Annotated in this window: 13 protein-coding genes and 1 riboswitch; of the genes, 9 read left to right on the forward strand and 4 right to left on the reverse strand. The window is 44.5% G+C overall.

Features of this window, described 5'->3' with window-relative positions:
- The first annotated feature begins 97 nt into the window (after nucleotides 1-97).
- From G517_RS19555 to G517_RS0115655, 6 genes are all read left to right on the forward strand, one after another.
- The gene (locus tag G517_RS19555; protein ID WP_084632332.1) at nucleotides 98-2590 is read left to right on the forward strand and encodes a Lon protease family protein; all 2493 of its coding nucleotides are present in this window, start codon (nucleotides 98-100) and stop codon (nucleotides 2588-2590) included.
- Complete coding sequence (locus G517_RS0115630) at nucleotides 2587-3033, forward strand: DUF2489 domain-containing protein (protein WP_028305182.1); 447 nt, start codon at nucleotides 2587-2589, stop codon at nucleotides 3031-3033. The genes G517_RS19555 and G517_RS0115630 overlap by 4 nt, the downstream gene beginning before the upstream one ends.
- Nucleotides 3034-3054: 21 nt before the next feature.
- Nucleotides 3055-3519 (forward strand): DUF327 family protein, encoded by a 465-nt coding sequence (locus G517_RS19560; RefSeq protein ID WP_051206487.1) that lies wholly within the window; start codon nucleotides 3055-3057, stop codon nucleotides 3517-3519.
- 662 nt (nucleotides 3520-4181) lie between these two features.
- On the forward strand, nucleotides 4182-4757 hold the full coding sequence (locus G517_RS0115645) for a 2-hydroxychromene-2-carboxylate isomerase (protein WP_028305183.1): 576 nt from the start codon (nucleotides 4182-4184) through the stop codon (nucleotides 4755-4757).
- Nucleotides 4758-4814: 57 nt separating this feature from the next.
- Nucleotides 4815-5435 (forward strand): riboflavin synthase, encoded by a 621-nt coding sequence (locus G517_RS0115650; RefSeq protein ID WP_028305184.1) that lies wholly within the window; start codon nucleotides 4815-4817, stop codon nucleotides 5433-5435.
- Between the two features lie 301 nt (nucleotides 5436-5736).
- Nucleotides 5737-7041, forward strand: a complete 1305-nt coding sequence (locus G517_RS0115655; protein WP_028305185.1) for an NCS2 family permease — start codon at nucleotides 5737-5739, stop codon at nucleotides 7039-7041.
- Nucleotides 7042-7155: 114 nt separating this feature from the next.
- Here the strand turns inward: G517_RS0115655 and ribB are convergent, their stop codons facing one another.
- Entirely contained in the window at nucleotides 7156-7824 is a 669-nt protein-coding gene (gene ribB, locus G517_RS0115660) for a 3,4-dihydroxy-2-butanone-4-phosphate synthase (protein WP_028305186.1), read from the reverse strand.
- A gap of 140 nt (nucleotides 7825-7964) precedes the next feature.
- Nucleotides 7965-8146: riboswitch (FMN riboswitch) on the reverse strand.
- A 658-nt stretch (nucleotides 8147-8804) separates the two neighbouring features.
- On the opposite strand from ribB, the gene G517_RS0115665 reads away from it, so the two are divergent.
- Entirely contained in the window at nucleotides 8805-14951 is a 6147-nt protein-coding gene (locus G517_RS0115665; RefSeq protein WP_028305187.1) for an ATP-binding protein, read from the forward strand.
- A 241-nt stretch (nucleotides 14952-15192) separates the two neighbouring features.
- Here the strand turns inward: G517_RS0115665 and G517_RS0115670 are convergent, their stop codons facing one another.
- A complete protein-coding gene (locus G517_RS0115670) occupies nucleotides 15193-16080 on the reverse strand; it encodes a LysR family transcriptional regulator (RefSeq protein WP_028305188.1) in 888 nt (295 codons plus the stop codon).
- A gap of 163 nt (nucleotides 16081-16243) precedes the next feature.
- Here G517_RS0115670 and metE point away from each other — a divergent pair, with 163 nt between their 5' ends.
- Nucleotides 16244-18595: a 5-methyltetrahydropteroyltriglutamate--homocysteine S-methyltransferase gene (gene metE / locus G517_RS19565; protein WP_051206488.1), complete on the forward strand. Its 2352-nt coding sequence runs from the start codon at nucleotides 16244-16246 to the stop codon at nucleotides 18593-18595.
- A 90-nt stretch (nucleotides 18596-18685) separates the two neighbouring features.
- On the opposite strand, the gene G517_RS0115680 is transcribed toward metE, so the two are convergent.
- Nucleotides 18686-19204, reverse strand: coding sequence for a DinB family protein (locus G517_RS0115680; RefSeq protein WP_028305189.1), 519 nt, complete (start codon nucleotides 19202-19204; stop codon nucleotides 18686-18688).
- A gap of 139 nt (nucleotides 19205-19343) precedes the next feature.
- Here G517_RS0115680 and ung point away from each other — a divergent pair, with 139 nt between their 5' ends.
- On the forward strand, nucleotides 19344-20033 hold the full coding sequence (gene ung / locus G517_RS0115685; RefSeq protein ID WP_028305190.1) for a uracil-DNA glycosylase: 690 nt from the start codon (nucleotides 19344-19346) through the stop codon (nucleotides 20031-20033).
- Nucleotides 20034-20140: 107 nt separating this feature from the next.
- Here ung and ygfZ read toward each other — a convergent pair whose 3' ends face one another.
- Nucleotides 20141-21091, reverse strand: a complete 951-nt coding sequence (ygfZ, locus tag G517_RS0115690; RefSeq protein ID WP_028305191.1) for a CAF17-like 4Fe-4S cluster assembly/insertion protein YgfZ — start codon at nucleotides 21089-21091, stop codon at nucleotides 20141-20143.
- Between the last annotated feature and the right edge of the window lie 42 nt (nucleotides 21092-21133).

Genomic DNA, 21133 nt, shown 5'->3' on the forward strand with positions numbered 1-21133 from the left:
AGTGGAACGCAAGGTCTGGCAAAATAAATGTGGGATGTGATCCCGTCTATTGTGTTGCATAATGTGTTGATACAGCTTGCTTTTTAGGGAGAACTCAATGCAGGCACCAAAGCCCTTGGCGCTATCCCGCCTGAAAAAACGTTGCGTGAAGAAACGCCTACCGGCGAACACTGCGCGCATCAAACCTCTGGATCGTTTTATTGGCCAACAAAGGGCTGAACAGGCGGTTCGTTTTGCTATTGCCGTACCTGATAAAGGCTATAACCTTTTTGCCGTAGGTGATAACGGCTTGGGTAAGCGCACCATGCTTAAGCGCTTTTTAACCCAGCATGCCAGCAGTCAGCCAGTGCCTGATGATTGGTGCTATGTCAACAATTTTGAATCTCCTCGTCAGCCTTGGGCGCTTCGTTTACCCGGTGGTATGGCGGTGCAGTTGAAAAAAGATATGGAAGCGCTAACCAAAGAGTTGCGCCATGCCATTCCTGCAGCGTTTGAGCAAGAAAGCTTTGTCGAAAAAGCGGAATCGATTCGAGAGGACTTTTCTGAACAACAAGACACCATGCTCAAAGAGGTTGCGGCTAAAGCGGCTGAACATCGCTTAAAGCTTATTTTACAAAACCCCGGTGGTTACTCCTTTATCCCCATTGATACTGAGGGGGAAGCCTACGGTGTTAAAGAATTTAACAGCCTGTCAGATGAAGAGCGTGACGTATTTCGTGACGGTATAGAGCTGATGGAAAAAGAATTGCGGCTGGCTCTGCGTGAACTGGCGCACATGGAGAAAGATATCCGTGAGAAGCAGCAGCAGCTCAATGAAAATATTACGCTGACCGCCATTCAGCATTGGTTGGCTGAGTTGCATGATAAATACGCTGAACATGGGCGTGTGATCGAATATCTGAATGCTTTGCAAAAAGATTTGGTTGAGAATGTCGAAATTTTCTTAGAAGAAGATGAAAACGCAGATGCCGTAACCCGTGCCTCACCCGATCATAAAATTCCCGCTCGTTATCAGATCAATGTAATGACCAGCAATAAAGCCGATGCTGGCGCGCCCTTGGTTTTTGAGGATATGCCGACCCACAACAACTTGGTCGGTCATCTTGAAAATGTCACTTACATGGGCACCGTTGCAACAGACTTTTCCCTTATTCGCCCGGGAGCACTGCACAAAGCTAACGGCGGATTCTTGATTCTGGATGCGGGTAAGTTGCTACAACAACCTTATGCGTGGGATGGCTTAAAGCTGGCCCTGCGTACCGGTTGCCTACGGATTGATACCTTAGAAAAGCAATTAACCCTATCGGGCAATGTTAGCCTAGAACCTGAACCGATGGCGTTAAATGTCACCATCGCTTTGCTTGGTGATGCAGAACAATATTATTTACTGCAGCAGTACGATCCTGATTTTAGTGAGCTGTTTAAGGTACTGGCCGAATTTGAAAGTGATATGCCGCGTACAGAGGAAAATGAAGGCCTTTATGCTCGGTTGGTTAGCTCTATGGTGAGCGATGATAATTTATTGCCGCTCAATCGTGATGCGTTAATGAAGGTTATTGAGATAGGCGCTCGTCAGGCAGAGCATCAAAATCGATTGTCACTGAATGCTGCGGACCTAAAGCACCTGCTGAGAGAATCTCACTACTGTGCTGAGGCGGAGCAAAAAAAGCAGGTTGATGCTCAAGCCGTTGACCAAGCTCTTGCTGGCCGAGAGCACCGTTCTGGGCATATTCGTGAGCGGATGTTTAATAATATCCATACCGGCACTATTTTGATTGATGTTACCGGTGAAAAAGTCGGGCAAGTTAATGGTTTAACGGTACTGCGAATAGGTGAAAGCGAATTTGGTCAGCCAAGCCGTATCACCGGGCGTGTGCGCTATGGCAATGGCGAAGTCTTGGATATCGAGCGTAGTGTGCAGCTTGGTGGTGCTTTGCATTCTAAAGGCATCATGATATTAAGTGCTTTTCTGAATGCTCAATTCGGACAAGATGATAGCTTACCATTGGCGGCCAGTTTAGCCTTTGAACAGTCCTATCATGGTGTAGATGGAGATAGCGCTTCTCTTGGCGAGCTTGTTTGTTTGCTTTCTGCCATGTCTGAAGTACCGGTTAAACAATCGATTGCCGTAACGGGGTCGATTAACCAGTTTGGTGAAGTCCAGCCGATTGGTGGTGTGAATGAAAAAATTGAAGGCTTTTTTGCCACCTGCGAAAACCGAGGCTTAACGGGGGATCAAGGTGTGATCATCCCTATTCAAAACATTGATAACCTGATGCTCAACGATAATGTTATTGAAGCTTGTGCCGCAGGCCAATTTACCATTTACGCCGTAGAGCATGTGGACCAAGCGGTTAAATTGATGCTGGGATTTACCGCTGGCTCGCCTAATAAAAAAGGTCGTTTTGCGAAGAATACCCTGTATCGAATCATACAGGCACGCTTAGACTCTTTGCGTCACAATGGTCAAAAGAAACGAAAAAAGCCTGCTAAAAACTCGGCGGCTAAGGTCTCCATTGTTAATAAAAAAGCTATGAATAAAAAAGAGATAAATAAAAAAGAGATAAATAAGAAGGTGACTAAAAAATGACTTATCCGTTAGCTCTGCTACTGGTCATTATCGCAGTAGCTATTATTGTGGCTCTAGGTGTCTATGCGCAAAGGCTGCGTAAGCAAGTGCAAGCGCGAGAGCAAGCCTTGCAGGATGTTGTGGATCAAGCCCGCGTTAAAACCTTAGAAAATGTATATATTATCGCCCAAGCCTTGCTCGATGAGCAGGTTGATGTCATGGAAGCGAGTTTACGCATTCGTACTCTAATTGATATTATTGAGCCTGACTGGTTTGAGCTTGAGCCAATGAAAGTTTTTGCTGAAATCACCTTGAGAGGAGGGCATCTAGCCACCCATCAAGCCCGTAAAGATTTATCAAAGCAAGAGCGAATGAAACAGGACATGGAGCGTATCTCCCTAGAGGGCGAGTATTACGATGCGGCTCTTGAAGGGGCACGTTGGTTGCTAAAACAAAAGACTTAAGCTGCAAAACCGGAATCAGCCATGATTAATATTAACGACAAATTAAAAGCCCTGCGTACTGGCGATGGTACAAAGCGCGCCCGAACCAAAGAAACCAGCCGTATTGGAAAGACCCGCTCTTTTACCGATCATTTAGTACAGCAGGTTGATGAAGTTAGTCGTCCTTCTTTAAATGAAGAGCTTAACTTTATTCGGCAGGCGCTAGAAGATGCGGGTAATACGCTAGAGCGCAACCCTACTATTGGTAACTTAGAAATTTATCGGGTACTGCTGAGCAATCTTGTCGGTAAGGCGACCCAAGGCGCCTATGAGGTTGAAGGCGTTGGCCCAGGTTGGAGCTTAACGGATAAACACCATGTCATTCGAAGAATTGATGAAGAAGTAGAGGGGCTTTTACTGTTGGTATTAGATGAGCAAAAAGATGCGCTGAAAATTGCCGCCAAGTTAACCCATCTAAAAGGTTTGGTGGTTGATTTACTGTATTAAGTCGTAGCGGTGTTAAATGTAAAATTTATAAATTAGATTAAGCGGCTGTTAAACAGGTCGCTTTTTTTTGACTTAAAATAAGATGCAAAAAAAAGCCCCCACCAAAGATGGCGGGGGCGGAAGTCATATGCAAGAGCTAACAGAGGATTCTCTCAAAAAAGAGAACTTTCTATCAACGACTACCCTAGACGTCGATAAGAAAGCGTACAGAGAAAATAGCGATCTCAAAGAGATTACTAAACGCTGAACAAATCCGTTTGCAAATTTATTACGCGCCTTCAAACACAAGAAAATGCAGCGCGACCCTATGGCGCGCAATACTAAAGGCGAAGCCTCTTGCGGTCAATCCAATTAGGTTGGTTTTAATGTAAATAAAGGTTTACGCATTGTGATTATTCTATTGGTCTATTTAATTTTGGAATAATCAACTAGAAATGATGGATTGCTAAGAATGGCTGTTTTATCAGAGTTGACGGTTGTTTTTATTGCTACGACAGGGCTCTATCCACAGAAAAAGCACTAAATCTGAACGATAAGATAGTAATTGCCCACCTTAAAGCATTGTCTACCCTTTCCGTCAGCTTGTATTATAAGAGTCTCTATTCACGCATAATAATAACGAAATTTGATAAGCGATAACTCATACAAAAGGTTGCTAAGCGATGACCCATCAAGTCGAATTTTTTTACGATATTGTTAGCCCTTATAGCTACTTAGCTGCTGTGCAGCTTGAAGAGCTAGCGCAGCAGACTGATTCTGAAATACTCTGGCAGCCGATGTTTCTGCCTGGTCTTTTTAAGTTAATTGGTAATCAGCCGCCTCAAACATTGCCCGAGCGTAAACATTATTTGTTCGAGCAAGATCTACCGCGTATGGCGCGCTTTTTACAAGTGCCTTACAACAAGCCCGAGAGCTTTCCTTCTAATACGGTTTATCTCATGCGCGCCCTGATGAGCATTAAAGACAACCGCCAGCGTATGGAAAAGAGCTTAGCCCTTTATGAGCTTTATTGGGGGGAAGGCCAAGACGTTGCAACGGATCAGGTGATTTTATCGGTTCTGGGTGAAGAGGCGCTTGAGTTTGCTAAAAGCGATCAAGGTAAGGCGGTATTAATGGACAATACTCAGCGTGCGGCTGATAAAGGTGCTTTTGGTGCCCCAACACTGTTTGTTGGTGATGAAATGTTTTTTGGCTGTGACCGTATTCCTCAGCTAAAGCATCATTTACAGCGGCTTTAGATAGGTATTTTGCCTGCATTAATACAGATACTTACATGACCTAGCACAGGAAACTCTATGTTTACCGGCATTGTTCAAGGCACTGCGATACTGATCAATTTAGTTGAGAAAGAAGATTTTCGTACTCACGTTATGGCTATGACAGGCCGCTTGACTCAAAATTTAGTAGTAGGGGCTAGCGTTGCCCATAATGGTTGCTGCTTAACAGTAACGAACATTAGAGGCAACAAGGTCAGCTTTGATCTGATGGAAGAAACCTTACGTCTGACGAATCTTGGTGATTTGCAAGTGGGTGATTCGGTGAATATCGAACGGGCTGCCCGTTTTGGTGATGAAATTGGTGGTCACGCCATGTCAGGCCATATTATGTGTACTACAGATGTGGTGAGTGTTCTTGAATCTGATAATAACTATCGTATTTGGTTTGGTCTGCCCAAGGGTTATGAGAAGTATGTGTTTGAAAAGGGTTATATCGGTATTGATGGCATAAGCCTTACCGTTGGTGAGATCGAAAACGGTTGTTTCTGTGTCAATTTGATACCAGAAACCCTAGAGCGAACCGTTATTGGTCAGCGCATGATTGGCAGCCGCATCAATATTGAAATTGACCCACAGACCCAAGCAATTGTGGATACGGTTGAGCGAGTGATGGCGCAAAATACAGCACTTAAAAGCTAAAACAGTACACGCCCAAGGCTAAAGTGATAAAAGCACCGAAAAAGGGTTAATAAAAAAAGAGCATTAAAATTGCTCTTTTTTTGTGCAAATTATTTTTACGTGTGTAAAATTTGTTGCATTGCCGTGCAACAGCGACTGTTAGCCGAAAATCGCTAGAGTTTCTGCTCTGTTTGCTCGATTTTTGCCTTACGGTTGGCTAGTATTGTTGCCATTGCAGCCGATGTTGCGGCGCCATATAGTGAAACCTGGAAATTCCCATTTCCAGGTTTTGTCGTTTTTGGACTGGTTTAGGGCTCAACCCATGCTGGAAAAACTGTTTAAGCTTAGTGAACACAAGACCAACGTAAAAACCGAAGTTGTTGCAGGTATCACGACTTACCTAACGATGGCTTATATTATCTTTGTTAACCCATCGATTCTGGCATTAGCTGGTATGGATTACGGAGCCGTGTTCGTTGCGACCTGTCTGGCAGCGGCTATTGGCTCGCTCATTATGGGTCTTTGGGCTAATTACCCTATTGCGCTGGCTCCGGGTATGGGGCTTAACGCCTTCTTTACCTTTACCGTTGTTATGGAGATGGGTTATAGCTGGGAATCGGCCTTAGGGGCGGTCTTTTTCTCTGGTCTGATTTTCACGGTGCTGAGCATCTTTAAAATCCGTGAATGGATCATCAACAGTATCCCTCTATCATTACGATTAGGTATTGCTGCCGGTATTGGCCTTTTTCTAGCATTAATCGCCCTGAAAAGTGCTGGTATTGTCGTTGCCAGCTCTGCGACGCTAGTGACTATGGGCGACCTGTCCGATCCAAAAGTGATTCTGGCGATTGTAGGTTTCTTTATTATCGTTTCTCTGTCTTACCGTCGTGTGCTGGGCTCTGTCATGATTGGTATTTTAGTGGTGACAGTTCTTTCTATGCTGCCGTTCTATGAGGGAGGCTCGTTGAATGAGCTTCAAGGCATTATGGCGATGCCGCCAAGCTTAGCTCCAACCTTTATGGCAATGGATCTAGCTGGTGCTCTAGAAGTTGGTATGCTGAGTATTATCTTTGCCTTCCTATTCGTCGATCTGTTTGATACCTCGGGTACGTTAGTGGCCGTGGCGCAACAGGGTGGCTTGCTGGATAAAGATAAACGTTTGCCTCGCTTGGGCCGTGCACTGATGTCCGATAGTACCGCTACTATGGCCGGTGCGGCTTTGGGTACTTCGACTACGACCAGTTACATTGAAAGTACCGCAGGTATCTCTGCCGGTGGTCGTACGGGCTTAACGGCTGTGGTTGTCGCGGGACTGTTTTTACTGTCGCTATTTTTTGCTCCGTTAGCAGGGTCTGTTCCGGCCTATGCAACGGCTGGCGCGCTCTTCTACGTAGCGGTATTGATGACCGGTGGTTTAGCGGAAGTGGACTGGAAGGACTTAACAGAAGCGGCCCCCGTCTTTGTTGCTGCGATTGCTATGCCGCTGACATTCTCTATTGCTAATGGTATCGCATTTGGTTTTATCACTTACGCGGGTATCAAGCTGTTGTCTGGTCGCCGTGAAGATGTATCGTTGAGTGTTATGATTTTAGCGGCTTTGTTTGTGGCTAAATTTGTCTTTATGTAGCGTTTAATGCGGTTGTAGCATCGATAGGGCTGCACATTGAATCGCGTTAAGCAAAAATAAATGCCGGCCTAAGGGCCGGCATTTTTTTGTCTGGCGGTTAATTTTTTAGTGGCGTTAAGCGGCTTGGGTCTTTTGCTCGATATAGAGAACAATATCTTCAATGGTCAGTACCGGCATCTGGTGCCTGTCGGCAAAGGTAACCACCTCGGGTAAGCGAGCCATAGTGCCATCTTCATTGGTTAGTTCACATAACACACCGAAGGGTTTGAGACCGGCCAGTTTCATCATATCAACAGAGGCTTCTGTATGGCCTCTGCGCCCTAGAACCCCTGCTTTATTTGATTTTAACGGAAAGACATGGCCCGGTTTTTTTAGATCAGAAGCCGTTGCATTATCCGCAATAGCGGCCTGAATAGTCGTGACGCGATCCGCCGCCGACACCCCTGTTGTTACGCCGGTAGCAGCTTCAATGCTAACGGTAAAATTGGTGTGGTTGGTGCTGGTGTTATGGCCGATCATCATTGGAAGCTGTAGCTGCTCAATCCGCTCTTCAGGTAGGCAGAGGCAGATAATGCCGGAGCACTCACGGATCATTAGAGCCATCTGAGCTGCGGTCATACTTTCCGCTGCGTAGATAAGATCGCCTTCGTTTTCCCGATGTTCATCGTCCAGCACTAGAATACCTTGCCCTTTTTGTAGCGCCGCAATTCCGCGCTCGACACGCTGAATTGGTGTACCAAAAAAGGAAAGATTATGATTTTTTGATGGGTTTTGCTGATTCATGGTAACGCTCTTTTGAGTGAATAATAACCAGAATCAGGGCGGCAAGAGGCATATCTGCTTGACGTTAGGCATTCGTATCTTATTAAGATACGCGTACCTTTTGGCAGGTATAGCAAAACGGGCAGCCATGAAAGGCCACCTGTAATTCTCTTTTATCCGGACTATAACCGTCGGCTCTGGAGTTACACCAGATCTGCTTGACCCTATTTTTGTCATCCGTGCTTTTTTATTAAAAACATTTATGAAAAAACAGGCGCTCGTGGGCTTTCTGTAAATCAGATTTACCACCGGTGGGGAGTTTCACCCCGCCCTGAGAATGCAGCGCTATATTAATCAAACGGTCATGTTTACCCAAGTGAATAAATTGATCCAAAAAAGAGATTTATTCTATTTGCCGGATTCAGAGTCCAGTCTCCTTCGCCAACTGGATAAAGTGCCGGATATGCGGGTTATCTTCATCCAAATATCTGAAAACAGACTTGAGTCGTGTTGGATTGGTTAGAATGAACCGTATTAACGCTTGGGAAATACATTTTGTCATGCTTGGCGCTGAGTTAAGTTCATAGAAATTAAAGTCGTTTTTGTAGCTCATAGTTATTCAAAAGATGTCTCAATATCTTCTGATTCTAGAAAAGAGGGCATAATGGACTTGGAAAAATTCATCAAATTTCAAGGAGATAATTGTAGGATTTTCCAGAGGGAGCTGTGAAGAACGGAGGTGCATGCTTTTTAAGGAGGTAAGGCTTTTTGAGTGATTTTGAGTTTTTTAAAAAGTTAGTCTCCAATACATTGAAACGTTCGTATTTTAGGGTAAAAGCCTTGAATTTTTCATTATGTTGATATTTTTGCTAATGTTATTTGTTGAGTAAATGCTAGATAATTTTAATATCTTTAAGATTCAATCTGTCCTTAAATATAGGGGCAAAGTCTCACAGGCTGATTATTGGTAGCAATCACGAATTTTAGGAGTCATTTTCATAGTGTCGAGTATTAATTCAGGTGACGGTGAACGCACTGCAATGCTGGGGTATGTTCCGCAGTATGAAATAGCAGCAGGCTTAATATATGAAGCTTTGCTTGATGGAAGTCTTGAATGGTTTCGAGTGGCCGATCCTGATGCTGGAAGCTTGGATGACATACTTATAGCTACTACAGGTAGGCTTGATGCGTATCAAGTAAAGTGGGCGGAATATACTGACGCAATAAGTTATGCAGATTTTGTGAGAGATAGCACGACTAAAAAGGGAGAAGAAAAACTCAGTCTTTTTAGGCAGCTTACAGAAGGCTGGGAGCACTTAAATGAGCATTACAAGGAAAGAACGGTAAGGGTTCATTTGCTCCACAAACTAGTACCTAGTTCAAATCCTAAAGCCCAAATTCCTCTTGGTGATACAACCCCTCAACATGCTCACTTTCAGTCTTTTTTAAAAGAATGTTGGTTCGATAGAACATGGTGTGAAACAGGCCTTGATAAATCAGCCGTATGTTGGAAAGAGGTACTGTTGGATCTACAGCAACGGTCAAATTTTAACGATGACCAATTTCTGAATTTCATTCGGTGTTGTGAGCTTGAATTCAATTATAAGCGGCCAGCTGATATTCCTGTAACCAATCAGGGACAAGCAAGAAAACAAGAGGATATTGAAAAAATATATAATCTCCTGACGAAAATGGCGGGAGGTGAACGTCGAATTATTGAGCTGTCCAAAGATGATATGTTGGATAGGATGGCGTGGAGTCATAGGTTTAAGCATAAGTTTGTTCACGAATTTCCTATAGATCGAACCTATCAAGAAATTGAGGATACTGTCGGTTCTATATTTGATGTTTTATCACATACCAAGCAGGGTTATGTCGCATTGCTTGGAACTCCTGGCTCGGGAAAATCAACAACGCTTACTCATGCTTTGAAGTATAAAGCAGGATATAAATTAGTTAGATATTACGCGTATGTTCCCGATAGTACTTATCAAGGGCGTGGTGAAGCGACTACTTTTCTTCATGACATCACCTTATCGCTTAGGAATCATGGCTTTCGTGGTGAAAGTTCCGGGCAGCCAGGTTCAAGAGAAGAATACCTATCGCTGTTAGGAGAGCAGCTTCAGCAAGCCCATGAGAAATGGAAAAATGATGGCGTAACTACCGTCATCATGGTCGATGGGTTAGACCATATTCAGCGAGAGCAAAATCCTCTACAGAGTTTGTTGTCAGATTTGCCATCCCCTAACACCGTGCCTGATGGGGTGATATTTGTTCTAGGTAGTCAAACACTGGAGTTGAATGATCTTTCTGACAGGATAAAGGAGCATGTCAGCCATGAAAGTCGAACCATTGCTATATCTCCTCTTACTCGGACAAATGTCTACGCAGCTATAAACCAATGGCCAGGTTGTTCCGAACTAACAGATAGTAATAAGAAGAAAATTTTTGAAAAGTCATTGGGGCACCCACTATCTTTGGTTTATTTACTGCAATTTATTAATAGCAGCTCAGATGTGGATTATGATGAAGCTATAGATGATTTTCCTATTTATAAAGGACATATTGAACAAAGCTATTCAGTTTATTGGCGACAAATAGAGAGTAATCAGAAGTTTGTTGACTTGCTTGCGTTATTATCAAGGCTGAGAGTGCCGATAAATACTAATGTGCTTGAAAAATGGTCTGATCATTCAACTATTCGCGATTTTATTTCAAGTGCAGCTCACTATTTTAAGAAGGATAGTGATGTAAGTTGGCGTTTTTTTCATAACAGTTTTCGACAGTTTATTTTAGATAAAACGAGTCGAAACCTATTTGGTAATTTTGATGATTCAAAAAGTATCGAATACCATAAGGTATTAGCTAAACACTGTATTCAATCGTCTGAGGATAATGACCCAATGCGGTGGGAGGCGGTTTACCATCTTTTTAATGCCCGGGAGATGGAGGCTGTAATTGATACAGGGACTCAAGGTTACTTTAGAGACCAGTTCTTTAATCTTCGAAATACTTCGAGTTTAACAGATGATATTGACGCTGTTCTATTGTCGGCTAAGGAACTGAATGATCCGCTTGCCGTAGTGAGAAGTCTCTTAATTGAAATTGAGCTTAGGGAGCGAATAGATGCCCTTAATGAGGTTGATGAACTTGATCTCATATTTTCAACGGAGGGGGTAAGTTCTGCGCTTAGCTACATATTCGATGGTGAGCTGCTAAGGGTAAGTGATTTAGAAGCACTCAAATTTTCTAAAGTTCTAGCTGAGAACAAATTCTTTAATGAAGCTAAAAGGGTCTTTGAATCTGCTGAGCCGCTAAGTTACTTGTCAGGTGGGGACGCTGTTGATCCGCATCATGGTGGAGCTGAAGATTTGAAACGATGGGTTGATGTGGCTCATTATTTCATGCCGCTAAGTGAGGTTGTCTCAACCATACACCAAACGAAGTATGAAGTTGATGATGTGGGAGCATGGAGTGGAAATGACGAAGATCTGCATGCTAGCTTGATGAGACGGTTGGTCAATGGTATTGATGAAACAAAAGACGAAGGAAAGATAGGTGAGCTTTTCTCTTTCTTATCAAATGAAAAAGAGCACTTTGATAGTCTTATAACTTTATGTTTCTCCATATGCATTAACCAATATCCATCGGCTCTGATAGGCACCGCATTCGAGGCAGTTTTTGACTGGTCTGAAAGCGATGACTTGGATTTTTCAGAAAAGTTGTTGGTTGCTGAACTGGATTACAGAGCTAATGGAAGTATAGAAAAAACTAAAGAATGGTTTGTGAGTTTTGAGCAGCCAGAACTGTATAAACATGGCATCCATGGTCAATGGAAGAACTTAAGTCCATTCGCAGATAGTATTCGTCTTAATAGACTAAGAGCAGCGCTGGGCCAAGGTGTTGATCCTGTTAAGGTAGTTCCAAAAGCTGGTGAAGAAAAGTATACAGGAAGCGTCTTATTTGAACGTGCTTTAGTTCGGTTTTCAAGCATTTGGGGACGAGGTTGGGCTGGAGAGAAGCTGCTACCAAGTTTTATTGTTAAAGAAATAAAGTCATCATTTGACTTGTTACGTAAGCCTTATAATCAAACAAGGGATTGGATAGGCTGGTATGAGTTCGAATCAGCCGCTGTTGATTACTTTAACTTCGCAATAAGGGCTACTGCTCAACATGGACATGATTGTATTTTGGCTCTAGCCGATGCGTTTAGAAAAGATTGGGATAACCGGTATTGGCCGACTGGCTGGCGCAGAGAAATTGCTTTCACTCTGTATAAGGAAGGATATGGCAGGGATCGTTTAGTTGACGTACTGGATCAAATCGAAAAAGAGATCCCCGGTTTTGACGACATTCACTCCAAAATCTCTGAGTACTATGAACTTTCTATAATGTGGTCAAAGATTGGTAAACCAGATCGAGCTGCTAGCCTGTTACCAAAAATCTTCAAGAATTCTTTTGGAATATATCATAGGAAAGACCGGCAATTTTCCCATTGGGTATCGTGGTTAGGTAAGTTGATCAAACAATACCCTGATTTGGCTTACGATGAAATATGTCGATTTTCTTTGGCGTTAGTAAATTTGGAACAGTCTGGAAATGGTCGTGGCACACAAGAAGCCGGGCTTGATCTCATTACTATTGTCACTGGTTGGAATCCGCAATATGGTTTAAAGCTTTTAAGATGGTTATTCGATCATAAAGGGCTTGATTATGCACCGGGTCTAACAGGATTGCTGTCTGGAATGCTTGATAGCTCTAGCCCGCCACTTAAAGAAATATCAGTGATGTCGAGAAAGCTATTGATTCCTTTCGAAGAGTATAATCCCTCGGATCTGGCCAAAAAATTAGTGTCTCGTTGCTGCCAATCTTCTGATAATGACGTGTCCGATGAGGTGGAAGAACTTATTACATCTATCAAGACACATCTATTACCTTCAAATCGGTACTCGTGGTTAGAAGGATTAGCGCTTGGTGTCAGGGAGGCAGGATTAGACAATAGTTTTTATGCATCAATGGCAATTTCTACACCTCAAGAAAAGCATGTTACTCATGAACCTTCTCTGACATTGAAATCTGGGGAGAAACTTACAGATGAAGAGGCGCAGCTGAAAGTAAATTCTTCAGAAAACCTTTTTCAGCTTCTTCGAACTGTGGAATCCGCCGATTATTTTCGCTGGATGAATTTGATTCAACCATTTTTAAAAGGTATGAGTGTCTCTCAATTGGAGGAGCTTCATAAGCTATTAAAGCTATTCAATCCTGATAATAATGTTATTTCTTGCATTGCTAGCGCTTTTTATTCACATGGTGAAGCTGATAAAGCGAATAGCTTATTTGAAGATTTGTTCGATAACTCAGATGCTAAAGGCTGGGATCTGAATTGGGATGGGGGGTCTCGGCATTTAGTATTTAAGGCCCTTGTTGAAATAGATGCTAAACAGTGGCGACCTAAAGCGCTCGCTTCTTTAGTTGATGATTATATTGGTGAATATAGATATCCAAGTAATTTAATTTGGAACTTAAAAGAAATTGTCGAAATTCTCTTTGAGGATGAAGATGTCCTGCCTATTTGGAAGGAAATCAAAGAACATGCATACCAGCTAGATGCTTTTGAACAAAATGCTGAGAAATCACCGGCACTGTTAGATGATATTGGCGAGAAGGAAGACGCTAGCTTACTCATTTTGTTTGCATTCGATATGCTTGATGTCGCCATTCCTGAATTAGGGGTTATGGCTCATCAGGCAATCGTAGATTTGGCTAAAATTGAAGTGAATTGGCTAGGAATTCGTAGGCAAATATCTAATAGAATAGATAAAATTGGATTGACGCAAGTAAAAATAATGTCTTTGTTAAGTAGCTTGACGAAGGATTTCAAAGAATTTGTTCTACAGTTTAAGGGGGAAATATCTTCACTCTGTGCATCGGAAGACTTTAGTGTAAGGATGACTGCTTTAGACTTGGCTAGTAGGTTAGAAATAGAAGGTAAACCGCCTTCAGAAGAGCGCTCAAAACTGCCATTGGCATATGAACTAGAGTTACCAGAAATAAATAATATAAAGGAAGCTATTCCTTTTTCTGCCATCCGACTCGGGGAAACATTTCCTGATGTTGATGATCCGATTGAGCTGCTTAGGCCTTTATTAACTGAAGCGAAGCTGGTGGCCAAAATGTCAAGCGTGCCATTTGAGAATTTGATCTACAGAGCTTCCGATTTTATGAAAACTCTAGTTCCAAAAAATGAATGGGATAAGCAGGCAGAAGAAGATTATAGGAATTGGTTGGAAGGGATTGGACTCAAGCTGACTTATCATAGATTACGACCTAAAGTGGCCAAGCTGGCACTCTCTTATGTGGTATGCGAATTGTTGGATGCAGGGCGAATTCCTCCCCAAGGAATAGAACTTCTGCGAGATATTTTCAAACGTAGTGATGAATTGTTATTAGCGCTTGAGCCCGGTATTCGACCTGAGTGTATTGTTGTACCGAAGGCAAAAGATCGAGAGATATCCCATAAGCGCGATGAATGGTTAGAAGATACTGAACAAGGCATTACACAATTTGTTGATCGTTTAGACACTGGAAAACAAATTATTGGTGAACTTACAACCTGGAGCTGGTTAGATTGGGATTTGCCGACGGAGGTTCGTATGTCTACAGTCTGCCATCCTGAATGGAATGACGATGTAGAAGTTACCTCACCTTATGCTTTCTTCCCAAGTATGAAGTATTGGTCTGCAAGCCATTACCCCAAAATAACTTTTACTGATGAACCATCGTTGGTGATTTATGGTACAGGTGCTTACATTGATCATGGTGGCCTTGAATGGTTAGCACTAAATCCATCTATTGGCTTTCATCTAGGTTGGTCTGTTTCTGATGAAGGATTGTTTCGCTGGATTAATGAGAACGGCGATGTAATGGTTGAAAGTATCTCCTGGAAAGATGGTCCTATTTCTCGACAACCACCCAAAATGGATGATCTTTGTTCGAATGGATGGTTAGTGGTTGCATCTGTAGAAGCTGTTAAGAAACTTCGAGAATTTATCGGTGAGGCTTCAAGGGTAAATGCCATTGTGCGTAGTTATGGTCGAGGGACATACGACCCCATTACTAGCTCCAGTCAACAAAGAGGTAATTGGTAGTAATGCTATCAAAGTGTTGCATGCTTGCATAAATATACTCTTTGTAAGTTATTGGTTTTTAAGAAATATGGTTGCATGAATAGTAAGCTTTTCTGGTGGTTTTTTAATTGTTTTAACAATTAAATTTTTTTTGTTTAATAGGCGGTAAATAAATTATCTTTATTTGATTTGTATTCTTTCGAATGTGAAAAATTCGTAATATATGGCATCGGGTTAATATCGCACGGTAGACTTGATAATCTTAAAGCCCTGTCTCTTTCGCCAGTTGGATAAAGCGCCCGATATGCGGGTTGTCTTCATCCTGCTGGCGCACCCCAAGAAAGATCTGTTTCTGAATCCCCTCTTTTCCCAGCCGAACCAGTGCGATGGGCAGGTTCTCGGCGTACTCCCGTCCCAGCCAAGCCGGTAAAGTCGCAACGCCTCTGTTTGCTGCGACCATCTGCAGGATGATCTCTGTGGCTTCAAGGGTTTTGTGTTTTTGCGGTCGGCAATGTGCGGGCAGCAGAAATTGCTGAAAAATATCCAGTCGTTCAATCTCCACCGGATAGGTAAATAACGTCTCGCCCGTTAGCTGATCCGGGGATAGCCACTGTTCTGCTGCCAGCGGGTTATCCTGGTATACCACCAGAACCTGCTCGTAAGGGAAAACCGGCTCAAACACGATACCTTCACGCCAGATAGGATCTGGTGTTACCAGAATATCAATATCATGGTTAAACAGCGCTGCTATTCCCCCAAACTGAAAACGCTGTTTGACATCCAGATCAACCCCAGGGAAATGTTCCAGAAACGGGGCGACCACTTTTAATAACCATTGGTAGCAAGGGTGGCACTCCATACCGATATGCAGGCTACCTTGTTCCTTATTCGCAAAGCGGCTGAGGGTTTCGTCGATGCGCTCTAGCTGGGGCAGCACCCGTTTTGCTTCTTTTAGTAGATACTCACCGGCTTGGGTTAGCCTGATATTGCGGCCATCTTTAACCCATAATTCACTGCGGATCTGACCCTCTAGCTTCTTAATAGTGTGGCTTAGGGCTGACTGAGTTAGATAAAGGCTCTCGGCCGCCGCCGTTAGAGAACCTTGACGATCTATCGCCTGTAGAATTTTCAGATGGGTACGTTCAATCATTACCTTTGCCTTTGCTTGCTTAACCTATGAATAAATCTAATAGATTGATGAGAAAGTACCATTATTTTTCATGGATTGCATGATTTAGGCTACAGCCATTGTTTGAATTGCGTTGAAAAGAGACGTGAACAAAGACGCAAACTGAGATTCGTAAGGAATTAAAATGGCTTTAGTACATAATTTAGGTTTCCCCCGTATCGGCGCGCAGCGCGAACTAAAATTTGCTCAGGAACGTTTCTGGAAAGGCGACGTCTCGACGGAGCAACTACTGAGTACCGCACGACAGATCCGTGAGATCAATTGGCAGCAACAGGCGGAATTGGATCTGGTGCCCGTAGGAGATTTCTCCCTCTACGATCAGGTTTTAGATATGAGTTTCACCTTAGGCAATCTGCCAGAACGGGTTCAGGGGTTGGAAGGCAGTGAGCTGGATAATTACTTCCGTGTTGCCCGTGGTCGCTCGGCGCAAGACAGTGATTGCAACTGTGTACACGCCGGAGAGATGACCAAGTGGTTTGATACCAACTACCACTATATTGTGCCTGAAGTAACGGCCAATACCGTTTTTAGCCTTAACCCTGAACGTATTCTCAGCCAACTGGCGGAAGCTCAAATTCAGCTCGGATTAGCCAAGGTTAAGCCCGTTATTATCGGCCCTGTCACTTACCTTTGGCTTAGCAAAGCAAAAGATGGTTCTGATCCTCTGGCGTTGTTGGATCAGTTGCTGCCTCTATACAGTACCCTATTGGAACAGTTGTCTGATGCTGGGGCTGAGTGGGTGCAGATTGATGAGCCCGTACTGGTAACGGAGCTGGATGCGGAGTGGAAATTGGCTTTTGAACATGCTTATCACACCCTAAAAGCCAATCGACCTAACCTACTGTTAGCCACCTATTTTGGCACACTGGAAGATAATTTACAGTTAGTCTGTAATCTGCCGGTGGCGGGGCTACATATTGATGGCGTCCGTGGCCGTAAAGAGGTCACCAAAGTGGTTGATTGGCTACCGGCCCATAAGGTGCTGTCTATTGGTGTGGTTGATGGCCGTAATATCTGGAAAACAGACTTAAATCGAGTGTTGGATTGGCTGGAACCGATTGCAGTAAAACTAGGGGAGCGCCTCTGGCTAGCACCCTCTTGTTCTCTGTTACATGTACCGGTGGATCTGGATAGTGAACGAGAGCAGGGCAGCACTAAGCCCGCGACTTTGGACTCAGAGCTGATTAACTGGTTGGCCTTTGCCAAACAGAAGCTGGCAGAGATTCAGCTACTGGGTCGTGCTATTAATGAAGGCCGTGGGGCGGTTGCTGATCAATTGGCTGATAATCAGGCCGATATCTCCAGCCGTCGATTATCTGAGCGGGTGCATAACCGTGAGGTTAAAGCCAATGTTGGCGGTATAACCTCCGGCTTTGGTCAGCGTCAAAGCGCTTATGTCCAACGGGCTGCCAAACAGGCTGAACGGTTAAAGCTGCCGCTTTATCCTACTTCCACTATTGGCTCCTTTCCGCAAACGGCAGAGATACGAAAAGCCCGACTGGCTTACAAAAAACAGGAGCTGACAGAGGCGCAGTATCAGGCGCAGATGAAAGCCGAAATTGAGCGCGCGGTACTGGAACAGGAAAAATTGGGGCTGGATGTGCTGGTGCACGGTGAAGCTGAGCGTAACGACATGGTGGAGTACTTTGGTGAGCAGCTAGAAGGTTATGGCTTTAGTCGTTTCGGCTGGGTGCAGTCCTATGGTTCCCGCTGTGTGAAGCCACCTATTCTGTTTGGTGATATTAGCCGTCCGGCACCGATGACCGTCGCTTGGACGCAATATGCGCAATCCCTCACCGATAAGCCGATGAAGGGAATGTTGACCGGGCCGGTGACGATTCTTAACTGGTCGTTCGTGCGTGACGATCAGCCCCGTAAAGAGAGTTGCCTACAGCTGGCGCTGGCGATCCGTCAAGAGGTACAGGATCTGGAAGCAACGGGTGTCAACGTGATTCAGATTGATGAAGCCGCTCTACGGGAAGGCCTGCCCCTGCGTCGCAGCGAATGGCAGCATTATCTGGATTGGGCGGTGAACTGTTTCCGTATCAGCGCCAACGGTGTCTCTGATGAAACTCAGATCCACACTCATATGTGCTATTCGGAGTTTAACGATATTATCGAATCCATCGCCCGTATGGACGCGGATGTGATCACCATAGAAACCTCCCGCTCTGATATGGAACTACTGGATGTGTTTGAAGCCTTTGAATACCCGAACGAGATCGGCCCCGGCGTCTATGATATTCACTCACCGAATATTCCGACAGTCGAGCAGATCGTCAACCTGATGAGCAAAGCGGCAGAGCGTATTCCCGCAGAACGTCTTTGGGTGAACCCAGACTGCGGCCTGAAAACCCGCCAGTGGACGGAGGCCATCCCCGCGCTGGAGAACATGGTAGCCGCAGCACGGACTTTACGGGAACAGCTTGCCCACGGTCAGAACGACATTAAACAACCGACCGCTGAACCGGCGTAAGTCACGAATCCGTCGGCTAAAAACACAAAATCAATTGGCTAAAAATATAAGCCTCCGTTATCAGCGATAGCGGAGGCTTTCGTTCGTCAATCACTCTTCGAGCTTATTTCGTTCAATCACCTCTGGCAGCCAGATAAGATCTGTTGGCCCGATATCAATACCGCGCTGATTCAAAAGCGTGGTTACTTGGCCACGGTGGTGGGTTTGATGATTAAAAAAATGGGTCACAGCTAGCCACATTTCATACTTACGGGGTGCTGGGTTAACAATACTGATGTACTTGAGTTCTCCACGTAAGGCTTCATCGGTGAGTTGGTTCGCCCAGTCTAAGATCTGCTTGTCTGTGGCGGAACGGTCTTCTTGCAAGGCTTCAAAGTGAGTATGTAGTTCTTGATCAAGGCTTGTCATCTGGAATGGATGATCAAGAAAGCGACCAAGCCATATTTTATCGCCAAGTAGCAGGTGGTTAAGCGTGCCGTGAATCGACTTGAAAAAAGCACCGCTATCCTTTTTACGAACAGGGTCGGGCAGCTGAGAGCAAGCGGCATAGAGATGCTGATTCATCCAGCTATTGTATGATGCTAAATCCCTTGCTTGTACGGCTAGCATTTAAACGCTCCTTTTTATTTTATTCGTAAGATATTATCACCAAATGGATCGATAGTTCTGCCACGGATTGTTTTTCGATCTGCTAAAATTGCTAAATTTTTTTAACCCGTGGGGTAGAAGATTATGGGGATAGATAATTATGGCGATTGATCTGCCGGATGATTGGTTGGCGGTACTGGGCGGTGAGTTCGAACAACCTTATATGCAGAACCTGAAAGCCTTTTTGGCCGAGGAGAAGGCGCAAGGTAAGGTGGTTTATCCCCATTCGTCCGACTGGTTTAATGCGTTTAAGTACACGCCGCTGAATCAGGTTAAGGTGGTGATTCTGGGACAAGACCCTTACCACGGGCCAAATCAGGCACACGGGCTTTGTTTTTCGGTGCGTCCTGGGGTTAAAACACCACCGTCTCTGGTGAATATCTATAAGGAGCTGCAAAGCGACTTGGGTATACAGCCGGTCAATCACGGTTATCTGACCAGTTGGGCAAAACAGGGTGTATTGATGATCAATGCAGTGCTGACAGTGGAGCAGGCCAATGCAGGTTCCCATCAGAAAAAAGGCTGGGAGCAGTTCACCGATAAGGTGATTCACGTGATTAATGAACAACTCGACGGTGTGGTGTTTCTGCTGTGGGGCAGTTATGCTCAAAAGAAAGCGGCTTTTGTGGATCAGAACAAACATCTGGTACTGAAGTCGGTACACCCATCACCGCTGTCGGCGCACCGCGGCTTCTTTGGTAATCATCAGTTTAGTCAGGTAAATAATTTTCTGATTCAGCACGGTAAACAGCCGATTAACTGGCAACTGCCGGAGCAACCGGAAGACTAATAGCTTGAGGCAAGAAGATTGGTAGTTTGAGGTAAAAAATGAAAAAAGCGCAGATCATTCGATTTGCGCTTTTTCAGTTTCTGTTTTGATCGAAAGATAAGAGGGGATCAGATCTCCTGCTTTTCCAGTCCGTAGGGCAGTTCGATTAGGGTTAGCGGCTGATCACCGGTGGTCAGCAGCGGTTCTTCTAGTGTGTTGTCTTTCAATACCGCTAACAGTTCGGTTTTGCCTTCAGCGTTGATAGCGCTGAGTAGCACTTCACCGGCTTCGGTTTTGTCACCTTCCATCAGACAGATCACTTTATCACCAACCTTAGCTTCGCCATTACCTACTAATCGCTGCAGACGCTTCTTAACACCGCCGCGATATTGAGCACGGGCGATAATCTCCTGACCGGTGTAGCAGCCTTTCTTAAAGCTGATGGCACCGGTGGCCTGATAATTTAGCATCTGTGGAATAAATTGATCACTGTGGCTCTGCTCCAGTAGAATCTGTACGTTTTCGATCTGGGTTAAATTCCAGGCGGCTTCAGCTATTGGTGTCCGTTCGGAATCATAAAGGGCGGTCAGGGTTTCGAAGCTGCACAGGCCGATACTGCGTTCGGTGATGCCGGGTAGATGAAATATTTCAATATCGGTCAGTTCAACATCGTTGCGGTTAAAGCCGATAACCGCGATCTCATCGGATCTATCCTCAAAGGTGCAGCGGTACAGAGGCGCAAATTTGCTCAGGTTGGTTTGGGTCGTTTCCAGTGTGGAATGTGGTAATAATAGCAGCAGGCCTTCTGGGTGACGCACTACATAAAACGTCCCGTAAGGGCGGCCTTTGGGCGATGTCAGCAAGCCCAGTCGAAGCTCACCTTCCGCCAAATCTTCAATTTTTTGGCTGGCCTGACCGTGCAGCAGTTTAGCGGCGTTATCGCCTTTTATCAGCAAAACTCCCATACTAGCTAAGGGGCTAAAGACCGCTTGAGTTTTAAGCTGCTCTGCCTGCTCGGATAAAGAGCGCTCGATGGCAGGCAGTTCTGTGTGGCGGTTGGTACTTGTGGTTGCTTCCATAAAAATCCGGGCTCCGGTGCTATGATGGAACTTTTCTCTAAG

Origin of the sequence: Oceanospirillum maris DSM 6286 (assembly GCF_000422865.1) — a bacterium.
GTDB lineage: Bacteria > Pseudomonadota > Gammaproteobacteria > Pseudomonadales > Halomonadaceae > Oceanospirillum > Oceanospirillum maris.